Source organism: Acidisarcina polymorpha (assembly GCF_003330725.1).
GTDB classification, from domain to species: domain Bacteria; phylum Acidobacteriota; class Terriglobia; order Terriglobales; family Acidobacteriaceae; genus Acidisarcina; species Acidisarcina polymorpha.
On sequence record NZ_CP030840.1, the window covers coordinates 2,444,664 to 2,461,087 of the forward strand.

General features: G+C 56.9%; 18 protein-coding genes. 14 read left to right on the forward strand and 4 right to left on the reverse strand.

Annotated features, from left to right (window positions below; translation table 11 throughout):
- The first annotated feature begins 20 nt into the window (after nt 1-20).
- The 13 genes from ACPOL_RS10595 (at nt 21) to ACPOL_RS10650 (ending at nt 13,079) form a co-directional block, all read left to right on the forward strand.
- Nucleotides 21-2,306 carry a TonB-dependent receptor gene (locus ACPOL_RS10595; protein ID WP_114207044.1) on the forward strand — a complete coding sequence of 762 codons (2,286 nt, stop codon included), beginning with the start codon at nt 21-23 and terminating at the stop codon, nt 2,304-2,306.
- 37 nt (nt 2,307-2,343) lie between these two features.
- A complete protein-coding gene (tgt, locus tag ACPOL_RS10600) occupies nt 2,344-3,516 on the forward strand; it encodes a tRNA guanosine(34) transglycosylase Tgt (protein ID WP_114207045.1) in 1,173 nt (390 codons plus the stop codon).
- A gap of 237 nt (nt 3,517-3,753) precedes the next feature.
- Nucleotides 3,754-4,062 (forward strand): preprotein translocase subunit YajC, encoded by a 309-nt coding sequence (yajC, locus tag ACPOL_RS10605; RefSeq protein WP_114207046.1) that lies wholly within the window; start codon nt 3,754-3,756, stop codon nt 4,060-4,062.
- A gap of 12 nt (nt 4,063-4,074) precedes the next feature.
- Entirely contained in the window at nt 4,075-5,691 is a 1,617-nt protein-coding gene (secD, locus tag ACPOL_RS10610; RefSeq protein ID WP_114207047.1) for a protein translocase subunit SecD, read from the forward strand.
- Nucleotides 5,688-5,849, forward strand: a complete 162-nt coding sequence (locus ACPOL_RS33500; protein WP_161557289.1) for a hypothetical protein — start codon at nt 5,688-5,690, stop codon at nt 5,847-5,849. The genes secD and ACPOL_RS33500 overlap by 4 nt, the downstream gene beginning before the upstream one ends.
- Before the next feature lie 68 nt (nt 5,850-5,917).
- On the forward strand, nt 5,918-6,877 hold the full coding sequence (gene secF / locus ACPOL_RS10615; RefSeq protein ID WP_114207048.1) for a protein translocase subunit SecF: 960 nt from the start codon (nt 5,918-5,920) through the stop codon (nt 6,875-6,877).
- A gap of 150 nt (nt 6,878-7,027) precedes the next feature.
- The gene (locus ACPOL_RS10620; protein ID WP_114207049.1) at nt 7,028-7,765 is read left to right on the forward strand and encodes an energy transducer TonB; all 738 of its coding nucleotides are present in this window, start codon (nt 7,028-7,030) and stop codon (nt 7,763-7,765) included.
- A gap of 93 nt (nt 7,766-7,858) precedes the next feature.
- Nucleotides 7,859-8,599, forward strand: coding sequence for a MotA/TolQ/ExbB proton channel family protein (locus tag ACPOL_RS10625; RefSeq protein ID WP_114207050.1), 741 nt, complete (start codon nt 7,859-7,861; stop codon nt 8,597-8,599).
- Between the two features lie 168 nt (nt 8,600-8,767).
- Nucleotides 8,768-9,223 (forward strand): ExbD/TolR family protein, encoded by a 456-nt coding sequence (locus ACPOL_RS10630; protein ID WP_114207051.1) that lies wholly within the window; start codon nt 8,768-8,770, stop codon nt 9,221-9,223.
- A 41-nt stretch (nt 9,224-9,264) separates the two neighbouring features.
- Nucleotides 9,265-9,705 (forward strand): ExbD/TolR family protein, encoded by a 441-nt coding sequence (locus ACPOL_RS10635; RefSeq protein ID WP_114207052.1) that lies wholly within the window; start codon nt 9,265-9,267, stop codon nt 9,703-9,705.
- A gap of 212 nt (nt 9,706-9,917) precedes the next feature.
- Entirely contained in the window at nt 9,918-10,751 is an 834-nt protein-coding gene (locus ACPOL_RS10640) for a tetratricopeptide repeat protein (RefSeq protein WP_114207053.1), read from the forward strand.
- A 253-nt stretch (nt 10,752-11,004) separates the two neighbouring features.
- Complete coding sequence (locus ACPOL_RS10645) at nt 11,005-12,516, forward strand: acetyl-CoA carboxylase biotin carboxylase subunit (RefSeq protein ID WP_236657385.1); 1,512 nt, start codon at nt 11,005-11,007, stop codon at nt 12,514-12,516.
- Nucleotides 12,513-13,079 carry an acyl-CoA carboxylase biotin carboxyl carrier protein subunit gene (locus tag ACPOL_RS10650; protein WP_114207055.1) on the forward strand — a complete coding sequence of 189 codons (567 nt, stop codon included), beginning with the start codon at nt 12,513-12,515 and terminating at the stop codon, nt 13,077-13,079. Before ACPOL_RS10645 ends, ACPOL_RS10650 begins: the two co-directional genes overlap by 4 nt.
- Nucleotides 13,080-13,280: 201 nt before the next feature.
- Here the strand turns inward: ACPOL_RS10650 and ACPOL_RS10655 are convergent, their stop codons facing one another.
- Nucleotides 13,281-13,988, reverse strand: a complete 708-nt coding sequence (locus ACPOL_RS10655) for a DsbA family protein (RefSeq protein WP_236657386.1) — start codon at nt 13,986-13,988, stop codon at nt 13,281-13,283.
- A gap of 114 nt (nt 13,989-14,102) precedes the next feature.
- Here ACPOL_RS10655 and ACPOL_RS10660 point away from each other — a divergent pair, with 114 nt between their 5' ends.
- On the forward strand, nt 14,103-14,414 hold the full coding sequence (locus tag ACPOL_RS10660; RefSeq protein WP_150132954.1) for a hypothetical protein: 312 nt from the start codon (nt 14,103-14,105) through the stop codon (nt 14,412-14,414).
- On the opposite strand, the gene ACPOL_RS10665 is transcribed toward ACPOL_RS10660, so the two are convergent.
- The 3 genes from ACPOL_RS10665 to ACPOL_RS10670 are packed head-to-tail and all read right to left on the reverse strand — an operon-like array spanning nt 14,396 to nt 16,393.
- Nucleotides 14,396-14,734: a YnfA family protein gene (locus ACPOL_RS10665; protein WP_114207057.1), complete on the reverse strand. Its 339-nt coding sequence runs from the start codon at nt 14,732-14,734 to the stop codon at nt 14,396-14,398. The two genes, ACPOL_RS10660 and ACPOL_RS10665, sit on opposite strands and share 19 nt — an antisense overlap.
- Nucleotides 14,735-14,784: 50 nt before the next feature.
- Nucleotides 14,785-14,916, reverse strand: a complete 132-nt coding sequence (locus tag ACPOL_RS35460) for a hypothetical protein (RefSeq protein ID WP_275066512.1) — start codon at nt 14,914-14,916, stop codon at nt 14,785-14,787.
- 16 nt (nt 14,917-14,932) lie between these two features.
- Nucleotides 14,933-16,393: a sensor histidine kinase gene (locus ACPOL_RS10670; RefSeq protein ID WP_114207058.1), complete on the reverse strand. Its 1,461-nt coding sequence runs from the start codon at nt 16,391-16,393 to the stop codon at nt 14,933-14,935.
- Nucleotides 16,394-16,424: the final 31 nt, after the last annotated feature.

Consider the following 16,424-nt stretch of genomic DNA (forward strand, 5'->3'; position numbering starts at 1 on the left):
TGCGGATATCCTAGTAGCACATGCAACGCCATTGGACACTCGTTCGTGCTTTCGGCTTAATTCTCGTCTTTGTGGCCGTGGGCGCCATCGTCAGCGCGCAAAATATGCAGAAGCCCGCAATTCGCGTACTCGATTCACAAAGAGCACCCATTGCTGGCGCACGCATTCTCGACACGAGCGGAAGTGTCCTCGCCGTCACCGATTCATCCGGAGAATTCTTTCTGTCCGCCAGCATTTCCGAGATCCAAATAACCGCTCCTGGATTTGTCACCGTGTCGGTGACGATCGCAGATCACCCTCAACAGTCGATCATTCTCAAGCCTGCGGCCCAAATCGAATCCGTTTCGGTTACTGCCTATCAGTCGCCGCTTGCTGCCCTCGATAGTCCAGCCAGCACGAGAAATCTTGACTCCGCTGCCCTGCGTCAGTCCGCCTCACCGGCACTCGACAACAAACTTCGTCTGGTGCCTGGCGCCGAACTTTTTCGCCGCTCCAGCTCGCTCGTCGCTAATCCGACTTCGCAGGGCATCTCGCTGCGTGGCCTGGGATCGACTGCGGCCAGTAGGACGCTGGTGTTGAGTGACGACATTCCACTTCTCGATCCGTATGGCGGTTGGATCCATTGGGAAGAACTGCCCGAGCTCAGCATCAAGTCCGTTGAGGTCGTTCGCGGCGGAGCTTCCGATCTCTACGGTTCGAGCGCCATCGGCGGCGTCATCAATTTCCTACCCGTCCGCGCCGCCAGCAACCGCTTTGAATATCTGAGCAGCTACGGCTCTCTGAATACAACCGACAACACCCTTCTTGGCACTTTGAAATACGGCAAGTGGACCGGACTTGGATCTGGCGGCCTGCTCCGCACGGACGGCTACATCTTAACCACTCCAGACGAACGAGGAACCGTGGACGTCCCCTCCAATGTTCACGCACAGAATGGTCTCGTCGAAGTCGACCGCGACTTCCTCTCCACGGGTCGAATTTTTTCAAGAGGCAGTGGCTTCAACGAAGCGCGCTCCAATGGCACGCCGATTCAAACCAATGCCACACGACTTTGGCGTTATTCCTCCGGTGCGGACTGGACCGCGGCCTCCGGCGGAACCTTAATCTTCCGCGTCTTTGGCGACAACGAGCACTACCGGCAAGGCTTTTCTACGATCGCCGCTAATCGCAATTCCGAGACCTTGCTTCGCATCGGCATCACGCCCGCGCAGGAGCTCGGCGCAGCCGCGCATTGGAGCCAGCCCTTAGGCGCAACCATCGTCGTCCTCGCTGGGGCAGACACTCACGACGTCCGCGCGACTGACTTCGAAACCAGCTACAAACTGAACACGCCCAGCGGTATCCTCGACACCAGCGCCCGTCAGCGTCAAACCGGCGTGTATGCCGAAGGCCTTTGGACGCCCGCAAAGTGGACCTTTAGCCTCGGCGGCCGCGTCGATCACTTCTCGAACTTCGATGCCCTGCAATGGACGAGTCCGCCTCTCTCCCTAACCCATCTTCCCGATTTTTCCGAAACCGTTTTTGATCCGCGCCTGGGCGTCGCCCGCCGCCTCACCAACTATCTGTCGCTCACTGCTTCAACCTTCCGCGCTTATCGCGCTCCGACGCAAAATGAGCTTTACCGCACCGGCCAAGTCGGGCAGGAGTTAACCAAGGCAAACCCGAATCTGAGGTCTGAACGCGCAACCGGTTGGGAAGCCGGCTTTGTACTCGCCACTCGCTACAACACCACCGTACGTACCAGCTATTTCTGGACACAGGTCAACCGCCCCATCACTGCGCTGACCGTGAGCACCACTCCTACGCAGATCACCGAAGTGCGAGAAAATCTAGGTCAGATCGAAAGCCGCGGAGTCGCCTTCGACGCCGAGACCGTACCCGTTCGCTGGCTCTCGCTGATCGGCGGTTATCAATACGCGGATGCGACCGTCACCAAGTTTGCCTCACAACCAGTATTAGTCGCGTGTGGGAAGCCCGAAACAACGCTCGTCGGTTGCCGAATCCCCCAAGTTGCGCGGAACATGGGAACCCTGCAGGCGCGCTTCACTTACCCAAAGATCGGAATTCTTAGCTTGCAGGGACGCATGAGCGGCAGCCAATATGACAACGATCTGAATACTTATCTGCTGCACAGCTACTTCAAGCTCGACGCTTATGCTTCTCACGACTTTGGCAATCGCTTCGAGGTCTTTGCTTCCGGAGAAAACCTCTTCGACCGCACCATTGAAGTCGGTCGCACGCCGACACTGACGCTGGGTACGCCGCTCGTTGGCCGCATCGGAATACGCGTCCGCGTAGGAGAATAGCTGGTCTTCGTCCTCGAGCAGCTATCCTTGAAGTACATTGAACTTCGAAATCAAATCAACATTCGGCCCCGCCCGGCGCGCGTCCATGTACCTTCCGCATGCAGCGGTGCAAACGCCAGTCTTCATGCCCGTCGGCACCCAGGCGACGGTGAAGGCGATTCCGCAGCATCTTCTTGAGGAACTCGGCGCGCAAATCATCCTTGGCAATACGTACCACCTCTACCTGCGTCCCGGCCACGAAGTGATCCGTCGACTCGGCGGGCTTCACCAATTCATGAGCTGGCCGCGCGCTCTGCTCACCGATTCCGGCGGCTTCCAGGTCTTCAGCTTGAGCGAACTACGCAAGGTCACGGAAGAAGGTGTGCGTTTTCGATCCCATCTCGACGGCTCCTCGCATTTCTTCTCGCCGGAACACTCGATGGATGTCCAGATCGCTTTGGGCGCGGACATCGTCATGGCCTTCGACGAGTGTACCGAATACCCGGCTGACTTCGGGAGAGCCAGGAAATCGCTCGATCTGACCCTTTGCTGGGCGCAGCGCAGTAAAGACCACTTCCATGCGCATCAGCACGAGCGTCCCTGGGCAGAGAATTTTGCTGGCCAGAATCAGAGTCTCTTCGGCATAGTCCAGGGCGGCATGTTTCCGGAACTTCGCCGCGAGGCCGCGGAGCGTCTCGTCGAGATGGACTTTCCTGGCTATGCCATCGGCGGCTTGAGCGTTGGCGAGCCTCGCACCCTGACTCGCGAAATCATTGAAGCAACGCTGCCGTTCTTGCCCGCCACAAAGCCGCGCTATGTCATGGGAGTCGGCTACCCCGAAGAGATTGTCGAGTATGCCGCCATGGGCGTTGACATGATGGATTGTGTCTTGCCGACTCGCGCGGCGCGTCACGGGCTTCTTTTTACATCAGAAGGACGGCTCAACATCAAGAACCGGCGTTTCGCCGAGGACCAGGGTCCGCTCGATCCGGAATGCGGCTGTATGGTTTGCTCCCGCTATAGCCGCGCTTACTTGCGTCACCTCTTTGTCGCTCAGGAAGTACTCGGTTCGGTGTTGAACACTGTCCATAACCTGGCCTATTACCTTGACACGATGGAATCGGTACGCGATGCTATTGAGTTAGGAACCCTTCCGGCTCTTGTCGCACGGGTGCGCGCACGCTCTACAGGTGGCGCCAGTAGTGAGACTGAGCGGCCGGGTTCTCAGTAGGAAGCAGCAGGCAGACGGGTTGATCGAGCTCTCCCGGCAGCGGCCAGGGGAGTAGGCGCCATCCTCCCAGCCGTGTCGTTCTTCTCAGCCCTCGCACTCCGGTAGAATCAAATGGCCGAAGAGGTCATGGCACTCATACTGGGTGAAGAAGACTAGGGTTTTCCGGTACGCAAAATCAATATCGAGGGACTTGCCGGACTAGCGGGAGGGACCCGATTAGAAAGAACGTGTGTGTTGATGTCGCTCCTTGCATTCGCCCTTCCCGCTCTGCCGCCAGGCATTGTCTCGTTTTTGCCGTTCTTGCTCATCATCGTCGTTTTTTACTTCCTGTTGATCCGCCCCAATCAGAACAAGCAGAAACAATGGCAGGAGATGCTGAACAATCTCAAACCCGGAGATAAGGTGACGACGACCGGTGGCATCCGCGGTACCATCCTCGCTCTTCGCGAGGATGTCATCCAACTCCGCCTGCCTCCCGACAACATCAAGGTCGAAATTCTGAAGAGCGCCATTGCCTCGGTGACCACTCCAGAGGAAGGGAAGTAGGCCGGGAATTCCATGCGAAAAAACCTCAACACGAAAATCATTGTCATTCTGGCCGCTTTAGCTATTTGCGTCTTTGGCATCACCGGCATCCCGCATGGCGTGACACCGGCGGCGCTCAAAAATGCATTGGTTAGCCGGATCAATCTGGGCCTCGATCTTCGCGGCGGGACCCATCTGGTGTTGCAGGTCCACGTCGAAGAGGCGGTCGGCGCCACCGCCGATTCAGACGCGGCTCGCATCCAGACCGAGCTTCAGCAGGCTGGTATCACCGTAGGGTCGGTGGTTCGAGACCCGCAGCGCACCGACGCCATTCAGATTCAGGGTGCCCCGGCCGACCGGGTGGGCGACATCCGGACGACGTTGAACAATCGATACAGCTCCCAATACGACATCACCTCGAGTAGCGGAACCTCCTGGACCTTGACCATGAAGCCGACTGCGGTGAGGGACCTCGAACAGCGCACGTTGGAGCAGGCAATCGAAACCATCCGCACCCGTATCGATTCGTTGGGTGTCAGCGAACCGGTCATTCAGGAGTACAACCTCGGCAGCAACCAGATCCTCGTTGAGCTCCCCGGCGTGGATGACCTGGCGCGGGTGCATGACATTATTCAGTCAACTGCCCGGCTTGAAATACATGAAGTCCAAGGCGGACCATGGCCCGACGAGGCCGCCGCACTCCAGGCGCTTGGCGGCAATCTTCCTTACGACTCGGTGCTGCTCCATGAGCCCGCCGGGACCGCGAGTCCGAATAGTCCTGACCAGGTCTACCAGGTCAAGAAAGCGCCGGAGGTTGCAGGCACGGATATTCGCGATGCCCAGACCGGCCGCAATCCGAACACCAATGAGCCGCAGGTTGTCTTTTACTTGACCCATGCTGCCGGCGACCACTTCGCGGACTTTACCGGCGCGAATAAAGGCAAGAGTCTCGGCATCGTGCTCGATAACAAGCTCCGCGAAGTCGCAACCATTCGCGATCAGATTCGCGATACCGGCACAATCTCCGGCGGGGCGATGGGCGAGCAGCAGGCCAAAGATCTCTCCATGCTGCTGCGCACTGGCGCGCTGCCGGCCTCGATCAGTTATCTGCAGGAAAGCACCATCGGTCCCTCGCTGGGCGCTGATTCAATCCGCGAAGGCGTCATGGCTTCAGTTGTCGGCATGCTGGTCGTCATGGTCTTCATGCTCGTCTACTACCGCGGCGCCGGCATCAATGCCGACCTTGCTCTCTTTTTGAACCTCGTCATTCTGCTGGGCTTCATGGGCTACTCGGGATCGACGCTGACGCTTCCGGGCATTGCTGGAGTCATCCTGACGATCGGTATGGGCGTTGATTCGAACGTGCTGATCTTCGAGCGCATCCGGGAGGAGTTGCACGCTGGCAAGTCTCCTGCAGCGGCCGTCGACCAGGGCTTTGCTCATGCCTGGACGACGATCATCGATACTCACGTGACCACGATCGTTTCGGCTGCCATCCTGTTCATCTTTGGTACCGGCCCGGTGCGCGGTTTCGCTGTGACACTGACCATCGGTCTGCTCGCTAACTTGTTCACCGCGGTATTTGTCTCCCGGGTGATCTTCGACTCTAACCTCAACCGCAAGCAGCGCGGAGAGGCGCTTTCCATATGAGTGATCTTGAATCTAATCCGGCTCCCACCAACTCACCAGCGAGCATGAGTCTCCTTCAGGGCTGCATCTGGTTTCTCGGCGGTCTGCTGGTATCGGGAGCGGCGCTGTTGGCTCAAGCGGCCGTGCTGCACGCCATTGCCGAAAACAAGGCGAAGTAGCGATTTCGAATGATTACCAGCGAGGGTGCGGCAAGATGCGCCCCCAATTCAAGTAAGTAGGCGGATTCGTGGAACTGTTTCGTGGCGTTAATATCGACTGGCTGGGGAAGAAGTGGTACTTCCTCGCCTTTTCGCTGATCTTTAGCGTGGCAGGCGTCTTCAGCCTGCTCTTCTGGCATCATCTTCCCCTCGACGTGGACTTCCATGGCGGCACTCTGGTGCGGGTGAAGTTCGATCACCAGCCGGATGCCGACCGCATTCGCCAGGCGGTTGACCGCGCCGGCATTCACGATGCGCGCATCACTACCTATGGCCCCGCTCAGAACAACGAAGTCATCATCGCTCTGGCCCAGCGAGATACTCACGAGACCTCACTCGATGCAGGCCGTGCCGCGATCGTGAACGCGCTCAAGGCAAACTACCCTCAGAACAACCCTGAAGTGCGCAGCGTTGAAATCGTCGGCCCGCAGGTGGGTTCTGCGCTTCGTAACCAGGCGTTGTTGGCTACGGGCTATTCGCTTGCTGGCATGCTGGTCTACCTGTGGTTCCGTTTCGAGCTGATCTATGGCGTCGCCGCGGTTGTCGCGGTCTTCCATGACACGCTGATCACGGTAGGCTTCTTCAGTCTCTTCAATATGGAGATTTCGCTCACGGTCATTGCCGCGATCCTGACCCTTATCGGCTACTCGATGAACGATACGATCGTCGTCTTTGACCGCATCCGAGAAAACCTCGCGGTCTCGCGCCGGGAAAGCCTGGCTGACGTTGTGAACCGGAGCATCAACCAGACTTTGAGCCGGACGGTCTTGACCTCCGGCCTCACTTTCCTCACCGTCCTCTCGCTGTTCTTCCTCGGTGGCGAGGTCCTGCATCCATTCTCCTTTGCATTGGTGGTTGGCATTCTTATTGGCACCTACTCGTCGATTGCAGTAGCCGCCCCCATGCTGGTCGCCTACCAACAATGGCGAACCTCTAAGGGGAAGGGCCGGGTAGCTGCTCTTCCTGCAGCAAAAAGAAGCAGGGCCTGAACGAAGATCCAACTATTCTCGTTTGACAACTCGCGTCGGTAATATAAAATCCACTTTCTGCAACTTCTGTGGGATTCCCGTCCCGGGATCAAAATGAACGATCACGGTGTCTACACAATTCAGAACGAGTTGCACTCTGCGAGGTAGGCCATGTTTGAAGACAGCTTGGTGGAATCAGGCGGCAGGTTGAAGACTAAGAGCAAATGGTGGGCGATTGGCGCGTTCATCTTTAATGGCAGTATCCTGGTCGTTCTTATTCTCCTTCCGCTCTTGAATCCCGAAGCATTACCCACGCAGGCCCAGGCGATGTTGCTTGCGGCGCCTCCACCACCCCCACCCCCTCCGCCTCCTCCGCCTCCGACCCCTCCCGTGAAGGTTGTCAAGATACAGTCGGAAATGATGAATAACCAGCTGACTGCTCCCAGCAAGATCCCAAAGGTCATTAAGCAAATCACTGAGTCTGCCGCGCCTCCTCCGTCTGCGGGCGGCGTGGCCGGCATGGGCGGTGAATCCGGCGGGGCCGCCGGTGGCGTAATGGGTGGGATTCTCGGTGGTATCGGCACAGGAGCCCCGCCCGTCGTTAAGGCGGCAGCACCGAAGAAGATTGCCGTCTCGTCAGGCGTGATGGCGGGCAACATCCTGAATAAGACCCAACCCCAATACCCAGCCATCGCCAAGGCTGCTCGTATTCAGGGTACAGTCGTCCTCCAGGCCACCATTTCGAAGACGGGCACCATCGAAAACCTTACGGTCGTCAGTGGTCCTCCAATGCTCCAGCAGGCGGCCATGGATGCGGTGCGGTCCTGGCGCTATAAGCCTTATTTGCTGAATGGCGAACCAGTTGAGGTTGGAACTCAAGTCAACGTAGTCTTCAGCCTCGGCGGCTGATTCCCTGCCGCTGAGGTGTATTTCACCGCAACGGTCAATTTTCCGCAGTTCTTCTAGCTGTGTTAGTAGTTACTCCTTAGGAGGAAAGATTCAGTGATTCTCGCTCACCTCACTCAAGTCGCAGTTCACTCGGCAACCCTCAGCTTCTTCCAGGAGGCGCCGGCCGTTGGCTTCAGCCCTCTCGACCTCTGGCATAACATGGGTAACCTTGCCAAGGGCGTGGTTATCATCCTGTTCATCATGTCGATCTGGTCTTTGGCCGTCATCATTGACCGGGCCCTCTACTTCAGTGCCGCCAAGAAGCAGTCGCGTGAATTTGCTCCCCGCGTGGCTGGTGCGCTCAAGGAAGGCAAGCTTGACGAAGCCATCAAAGTCGCGGACCGCAACAAGAAATCTCATCTTGCCGAAGTCGTTACCGCCGGCCTCCAGGAGTTTCGCAACTACGGCAGCGGCGGCGCCATCAGCGAGGAGCAGATTGAGTCAAGTCAGCGTGCGCTTGAGCGGTCCGAGGCGATCGTTCATGCCAAGCTGAAGCGCGGCCTGGGCGGCTTGGCCACCATTGGTTCCACGGCTCCCTTCATCGGCCTCTTCGGAACCGTCGTCGGTATCTTGAACGCCTTCCAGCAGATCGCGACTCAAAAGACCTCCGGCATCGGCGCAGTAGCCGGTGGTATTTCGGAAGCACTAGTCACCACCGCTTTCGGCTTGCTAGTGGCGATCCCGGCAGTTATGACCTTCAACTATTTCACCGGTAAAGTGGAAGCTTTCGACGTCGAGATGGATAACTCATCGAGCGAACTGATCGACTACTTTATTAAGCAGTCGAAGCGGTAGTCGAAGAGCTTAAAGCTAGCTTCGGGCGAGATCACCGTTTATCGTGGGAGTGAAGAGCCGCCGATGCTTCTTCACTCTCCGATCTTCCGGTCGCTAGGCTTAAGCGCTCGCTTTTAAGTTCAATCGGGATCTGGGCTGGAATCAAAGATCAAGTATGGGGCGCAGTTAATGGCAATCAATAAGCGGGACGAAGGCAAGAAAGTTAATTCGAACATCAACGTGACGCCGATGGTTGACGTCATGCTGGTGCTGCTCATCATCTTCATGGTCATCACGCCGATGTTGCAGAACAAGGTCAACGTCGACCTGGCGAAGACGGATAATCCCACTGCCATGCCGGATGCCGACAAGGAAGATTCGGTCGTGGTTGCCATCACCCGGGATAGTCGGATTTTCCTCGGACAGAACCAGGTCTCCCAGGCAGATCTCTCATCTAAGGTGCGAGATGCGCTGGAAAATAAGACCAGCAAGCAGATTTTTATCCGCGCGGATACTCGCGCGAAGTACGGTACCGTCACCGATGCAATCGATGAAGTGCGTACCGCCGGGGTTGACGAGGTCGGTCTGTTGACTGAGCAGCGCCAGACCCTAACCAAGCCTCCCGCGGCAGCTGGCGGCCAGTGATCCAGTAAACGGCTTAATCTGTAGAATCGAGGATTTGACTTATGGCAATGGGTGGTGGTGCTGGACCGGGCGGTCTCTCATCGGATATCAATGTCACTCCGCTAATCGACGTTCTGCTGGTGCTCCTTATCATCTTCATGGTAATCGTGCCGGTGACTCCGAAAGGTCTCGATGCGCTGGTTCCGCAGCCTCCGAAGAACCACGACCAGCAGCAGGACAATGATCGTACGATCGTGATCCAGGTGACCTCCAGACCAGGCGGTGGAGAACCCGGATACAAGATCAACGATACGGACGTCTCCAAGAGCGATCTGCTGAGCAAATTGACTGGAATCTTTGCGACTCGCGCTGAACGTGTCATGTTTGTTAAGGGGGACGATAAATTGAACTTTGGCGATGTCGCTGAAGTCATCGATATCGGTCACGCGGCCGGTGTTGATCACATAGGTCTCATTACCCCAAAAATAGCTGAGGGACAATAATCTCCCCCGGTCGAAATCAGGTATGATCCGACTTCGACCGGGTGTCCGGGTTTCTCTACGACGAATGTCGTGACGGTGCGTCCCTCGAAGGCAAAAACCGATTACAATCGCATCGCGGATGCTTTCGCCGGCAAAGGTTCCGCAATCATTTAGGAAGGCCAGCCCGGATAAGCCAGAAACAATCAGGGCGATCGAAGGAGATGACAAGCAGAATGAATCGAATCGCACGTTTTCCGGTGTTGGCAGCAGCCGTCGCTCTTTCGCTCCTGCCCCTCATAACCGGGTGCCAGAAATTGCAGGCTCGCGACCAGCTGAACAAGGGTGTACAGGCTTACAAGAGCGCACGCTACGAGGACGCCATCAATCACTTTCAAAAGGCCGTCCAACTAGATCCCACCTATCCATCCGCCGAGCTCTATCTCGCGACCGCCTACGCTCAATCAGTAGTCCCTGATCTACAAACCCCGGATAATCTTTCCCGGGCGCAGATGGCGATCGATGGATTTAAGAAAGTCTATGATCGGAACAACAAGGACATAGGCAGCATCAAGGGAATTGCGGCGCTCTACCTGAATATCGGGAAGTATGATGATGCCAAAAGCTGGCAGCTCAAAGCGATCGCAGTTGACCCCAACGATGCCGAAGCCTACTACACAGTTGGCTATATCGATTGGCGCCAGGCCTACCGCAACGCGGTCGCTCAGCTAGCGACGATCAGCATGACCGATTCCGGAGATGGCAACCCAAAGATGTCCAAGCCTGTTTGCCAGAAGCTGCAGGAATTGAACACGCCTCTGGTCACAGAAGGCCTCCAATACATGCAGAAGGCCCTGGACGTTCGCCCGAATTATGATGACGCGATGTCTTACATGAACCTGCTGAATCGGCGAAAGGCCGATCTGGAGTGCGGCAACGATGCTGCTCGAAAAGCGGACGTGCAAGCGGCGATCGATTGGAACAGCAAAGCCATGGGCACGCGTAAGGCGAACGAAGAGAAAAAGGCGGCAGCTACACCTGGCGGGGTTGTGATGGACGATTCCAAGTAAGCAATCAGCGAGTGTTGATGAAAACGAGAGCCGCCGCTGCGGGGCTCTCGTTTTCGTTCTAGCAGAAGTTTGGCTCCTGTCATGCGAAGAACCACTAAGGCAGATCCCTTGACTTCCGCTCGGACTGCAAGCCTAATCTCCGGCGCATGAAACCAAATCTCTGCTTCTGCTCTAACGTGCCCTCCATTTACAATCCTCGCTGGCTGTGGCAAACATTGGCAAAGTTCTGGTAGCAAACCGCGGCGAGATTGCCTTGCGGATCATTCGCGCCTGTAGGGAATTAGATATTCGGACGGTTGCGCTCTACTCGGACGCGGATCGCGCCGCACCTCATGTTCTAGCTGCTCATGAAGCCTACCGGCTCGGCCCGGCGCCTGCGATCGACTCCTACCTGCGGGGAGACTTGATCCTCGACATAGCTCGCCGAAGCTCCGCTGATGCCATTCATCCCGGCTATGGTTTCCTTTCAGAAAATGCTGATTTTGCAGAGTCATGCGAAGCGGCGGGTGTCAAGTTCATCGGGCCGGGCGCCGCAGCGATGCGCGCTCTCGGATCGAAGACCCTAGCTCGCCAGGCGGCGGATGCTATTGGGATTCCTCGCGTCCCCGGCTCGACGACCGGCTTAAGGAGCCAGGAAGAAGCCCTGAAGGTCGCCCTCCAGATCGGCTATCCGGTCATGCTCAAGGCCGCGGCCGGCGGCGGGGGAAAGGGGATGCGGGCTGTCCGCAATGCTGACGAAATGGAGAGCGCCTACGCAGGAGCGAGCAGTGAGGCGGAGCGCGCCTTCGGGTCTGCAGAGGTATATCTGGAAAAGCTCATTGACCGGCCCCGGCACATAGAGATCCAGATTCTTGCCGACCAACAGGGAAACTGCATTCATTTGGGAGAGCGCGACTGTTCCATCCAGCGCCGCCACCAAAAAGTCATAGAAGAGGCGCCCTCCGCGATCATGGACGACCAAACCCGGCAAAGCATGGGAAAAGCAGCCGTCCGCCTCGCACAGTCTGCTGGCTATTGCAATGCGGGGACCGTCGAGTTTCTTCTCGAACGCCAGGCCAACGGCCGCCCTGGTAACTTCTATTTTCTCGAGATGAATACCCGCCTTCAGGTTGAACATCCGGTCACCGAACTTGTGACCGGCCTCGACCTTGTTCACCTGCAGATTGCCATTGCCGAAGGGAAGCCGCTGCCCCTCTCTCAGCAGGAGGTTGAGCACCGCGGCCATGCCATCGAATGTCGAATCTATGCCGAGGACCACGAAAATGGCTTTATGCCATCGCCCGGCACGATCACTCGTCTTCTTCAGCCATCCGGCCCTGGCATTCGCGAGGATTCGGGCATCTACGAGGGCTGGAGTGTGCCCCTGGACTATGATCCCATGCTCTCGAAGCTCATTGCCTATGCCCCGACCCGGGCGATGGCAATCGCCCGCATGCTGCGCGCTCTAGAGGAGTATGCGATTGGCGGAATTCGCACGAATCTCGGCCTCTTTGCCCGGATCCTCAGAGAACCCGACTTCCAGGCCGGGGAGATCGATACCGGCTACCTGGATCGGCTTCTTTCTCAAGAGCCTCCTGAAATCGTGAGATCACCTATTTCGCTGCCAGACAAAGTGCCCGCTTTCCCGAATTTGGACGTGGCGACGCTAGCGGCAGGCTTCTTCTCCTCAAGAAGCAGAGCAGATCGGCAGGATGGGGAAAGTCACCCAGCAAATAACTCGTCTCAGTGGAAACAAACCGCACGCCGCGAGGGATTGAGATCATGATGGAACCACTCCCCCTCTCGGACGAGAGTTCGTCCACTTCAGGAGCCGGAACCACCACGACTCTCGAAATTGAAATCGAAGGCGCCCAGCGCCTGCTTCAGCTGCGTACGGATCTCGTCGATGGCTCCTATGACGTCCTCTTGGATGGCCAACTCATCCATGCCGAGGCGCGAATGATTCGACCCGGCATTCTCAGCTTGCTCGTGAATGGTCATGCTTACCGTTGCCTTCTGGATGAATCGGCAGAAGAGACCTCCGTTCAACTCGAGGGAAGGCGCTACCTCTTCCGTGCGGAAGATTTACGCTCTCTCAGCACCCGGCGTAAGAAGCACAGCCCCACGGGTGGCATTCAGACGATCAAGGCCCCTATGCCAGGACGAATCATTCGGGTGCTTGTCGGCGCCGGGGAGCACGTGGTAGCTCAGCAAGCCCTCGTCGCTATCGAGGCCATGAAAATGCAGAATGAACTAAAAGCCAGTCGGGCTGGCAAAGTCATTGAAGTCCGCATAGAAGCTGGAGCAACCGTCCGCGCTGGAGAAACGCTGGTGAGGATTGAATCGTAGGAAAGCGCCAGCACAACCGGCAGCACACCTCACGTCTTGAAGGTTGGAGATCCCAGGTGGCTGCTGCATTCAAGCCGTCCGTTCGCTTGAATGGATGGCCACATCAAAGAACCGGCTCGAACTTCAAGCGACTAATACTCGCTGGTCGCTGGCCGTTCGGCGTCCTTGACGGCAAATAGCACGCCTGAATTTCATCCACACCTAATGCTTTAAGGACGCAGAAGTGGAGTGTGCAGCCGGGGCCGGAGATGCCTTGGTCGATGCAAGCGCCTGATCGATGATGTCGTAAAGCTTCGTTCTGTCCACGACTTCGACAAACGGCGGCGCCGTTCCGGTTCGGTTGGTCACCACCCAAATGGTAGGCGTGTGCTCAATCCCGATCCGTTGACCCAGCGCATAATCCGCTTTCACATCGGCGGCGAGCTTTCCCTGAGGATCGACTGCAAACGGGAAAGCGACCTTATGATCGTTGGCAAACTTCTCCGTGAACGTCCTCAAATCGTCAACCGTGGCGATGCTCGGCTGATTGCTAAAAACCGCATCCCGATAGTCATCACCCAGCTTCTTCGACTTGGTATCGAACCAACGCGCATTCACGGCGGCTTGGAAGCTCCAGACGTGAAAGGGCAGCGGGAAGTCATGCTTGACCCACGGAATGTCGTACTTTGCCGCAGCCTCTTTTAGCAGGGAATTCGCGCGCGCGCAGTCCGGACATTCCAGATCTTCAAACTCAAAGATCGCCACCCGGGCGCCCGCTGGCGGTTTCAGCTGGGTTTTGTCACCTACGGGCGTCGTGTTTGCCTGGGCACCCGAGAATTGCGCCATTACCTTGCTTTGAGGTGTGAAGACGAGAGCAATGCCGAAAGCAGCCGTCGTCAGAACAGTGCGAATCTGTCGGGAAGCCAACATATATGGAGTTAGACTCTGACCTCTCAAGAATTGTATCGAATTCCATTGAATCTCTAGCAAATGAACCAATCCCGAAGAGATATTCTTAGTGAAAAGCAGCCGGAGCGAAGCGAGATGCGGTACTGGAAGGTTTTGTGTTGGACGGCTGGAGTAGTGACCCTATTGACGGCGGCGCAGTACGGCAGCGTTCATCTGCTCACTGGGCGTCCATCATCTTGGCTCTTTGAGGCGTCCTTGGATTTGGCCCCGCCACTCCTTTTCGCAGGGGACGTCATCCAGTTCATCTTCAATCACGCGTCACAAGCGCCACTTCGCGACCAACCAGCTGCGGTAGCTATGGGCTGGCTGACGAACCTTTGTCTCTATTGGATCATCGCTTTACTCGTGACCTGGCTCTTCTTCCCGCCTCAACGCAGCGAAGAGTAGGAAATGATCGCACCGCCAGCCACGATGAAGGCGCCACCAAGCCAGATTGCGCCGCTTGGACGCTGATGGAAGATCATCCAGCCGATCAACTGAGCGACGACGAAGAAGAAAACCACGTAGATGCCGAGTAATCGGCCAAAATCCCATGGCGGACTATTCACCACATATCCATAGCCAAAAAGAACAGCGGCGCCTGCCACAAACAAAAGCACTCGCGTAACCAGCGATTGGGCGTGAAGGCCGGAGCGAACCAAAGCATCCCCACCGGCCTCCAGAACTGCGGCAAGGAAAAGAATTCCTAGTGCTACTCTCAGACTCATAGAGCCGATACTAAATCAGTGATCCGAGAAGAAGGTTCTAGAGAAAACCGTCAACGTTGGAATTCGTCTGGCTTGCGCTTACGCGCCTCCCGCTGCTCCGCCAGCCACCGCTTCCACCGGTAATCGACATAGAAGGAAGCGGCAACCAGCAGTAGTGCGATAGCTAAGAGAAGGAGGCGCACTGGTTAGCCTCGGCCTTCAGCTCGCCACTCCTGGTACGGACCTCGCTCTGAAGGAACAAGCTAAGGCTTTCTCGGGTCCGGTCTCATGGATCGCCGAAGTGCTAAGGTCCCGGGCTGCCAGCCGGTTCTTTTCGAAACGCAGGCCCTCCTCGCCTCGTGGGCTTTCCCCATCACGAAGCACTCGTTGCGGCCGCATGTTGGTGGGCATGAAAATGCTGAACACAGTCCCGTGATGGTCAGGCCGGGTGGAGGAATAAAGTTGAATTTCCCCGCCATATCGCTGAACTATAGCCCGGGTGACCCACAGACCAAGCCCCGTCCCTCGTTGTCCCTTTGTCGTATAGAAAAGCTGGCCAAGGTGTTGCCGGGTCTCCGCCGCGATGCCGCTCCCATTATCCGCGACAACGATACGCAATCCGTCGATGCCTTCATCGGACCACTTTCGGGCCCGGCGCGTGCGCAGCGTGATCTTGCCGCCTGCCGGCGTCGCTTCGATCGCGTTCGCTACGAGATTCGACAACACTTGCCGCATCTCGCCGGGGTAAACCAACAGCGTCTCATCAGTCATGTATTCACGAATGACCTGCATCCGGCGCTCCTGGATCCGCCGGGAATAAAGAACCAGCACCTCCTCGAGGAGGTCGCTAGGGCGGATGCGGACCGGAGTTCGGGTCTCCCGGTAGAAGTTCAGCGTCTGTTTACTGATCTGAGCGACCCTGTCCATCTCCTTCTCGGCGAGTTCCACGTAATTTTCAGCCCTCTCAGAGAGGTTCGGCTCGGCGCGAAGCAGGAACAACAGATTTGTAATCGATTCCAACGGATTATTGATCTCGTGCGAAATCGAGGCAGCGAGCCTACCAATCGACATCAGCTTCTGATTTTCGAGGAGGGCCTCTTGTGCCTGCCTGACTTCCTCTCGTAGTTCCTGTTGGCTATGCTCTAAATCTTGTTCATGCCGCAATCTATGGATTACCTGGGAGAGCCGGCCCACCTGCGGAAGCGGAAGATAATCGGTTATCCCTTCTTCGAAATAGCGAAGGACGTCCCGTCCATCCTCACCGTCTTCTCCAAGCGCGATGACCGCTACCCTCGGGCGAGTCTCGGATACTAATTCAAGGACTTCTCGAAGCGGTAATCCCGGAATGCCACCGGACTCGACAACTACGGCCTCGGGTGCTCTTTGGGCCATCTGGCTAAGGAATTCCTCCCGCGATCCAACCGGCAGAATCTCCATGCCAGTGATAGCGTGGCCCTCGTCCAAGGCAATCTGGGCAGAACTAAACTCATTAGCCAGCAAGAGTACCCGGATTTTGCGCTCGGCCTTCATTGCAGATTCAGCACCACCCAACAATGGGATGTGCTGATCCCCACGCCTGTTGCATTCGCCGGTCAAGCTGTATGAACAAAACTTCTCATGTGTTTTGTAGTTTTCCTCACCTAGGACCAGCGAATTCAGCAACATGGAAGCAATAGCCATGATTTCGCGTATTCGGGAAACTCGCTCCGAA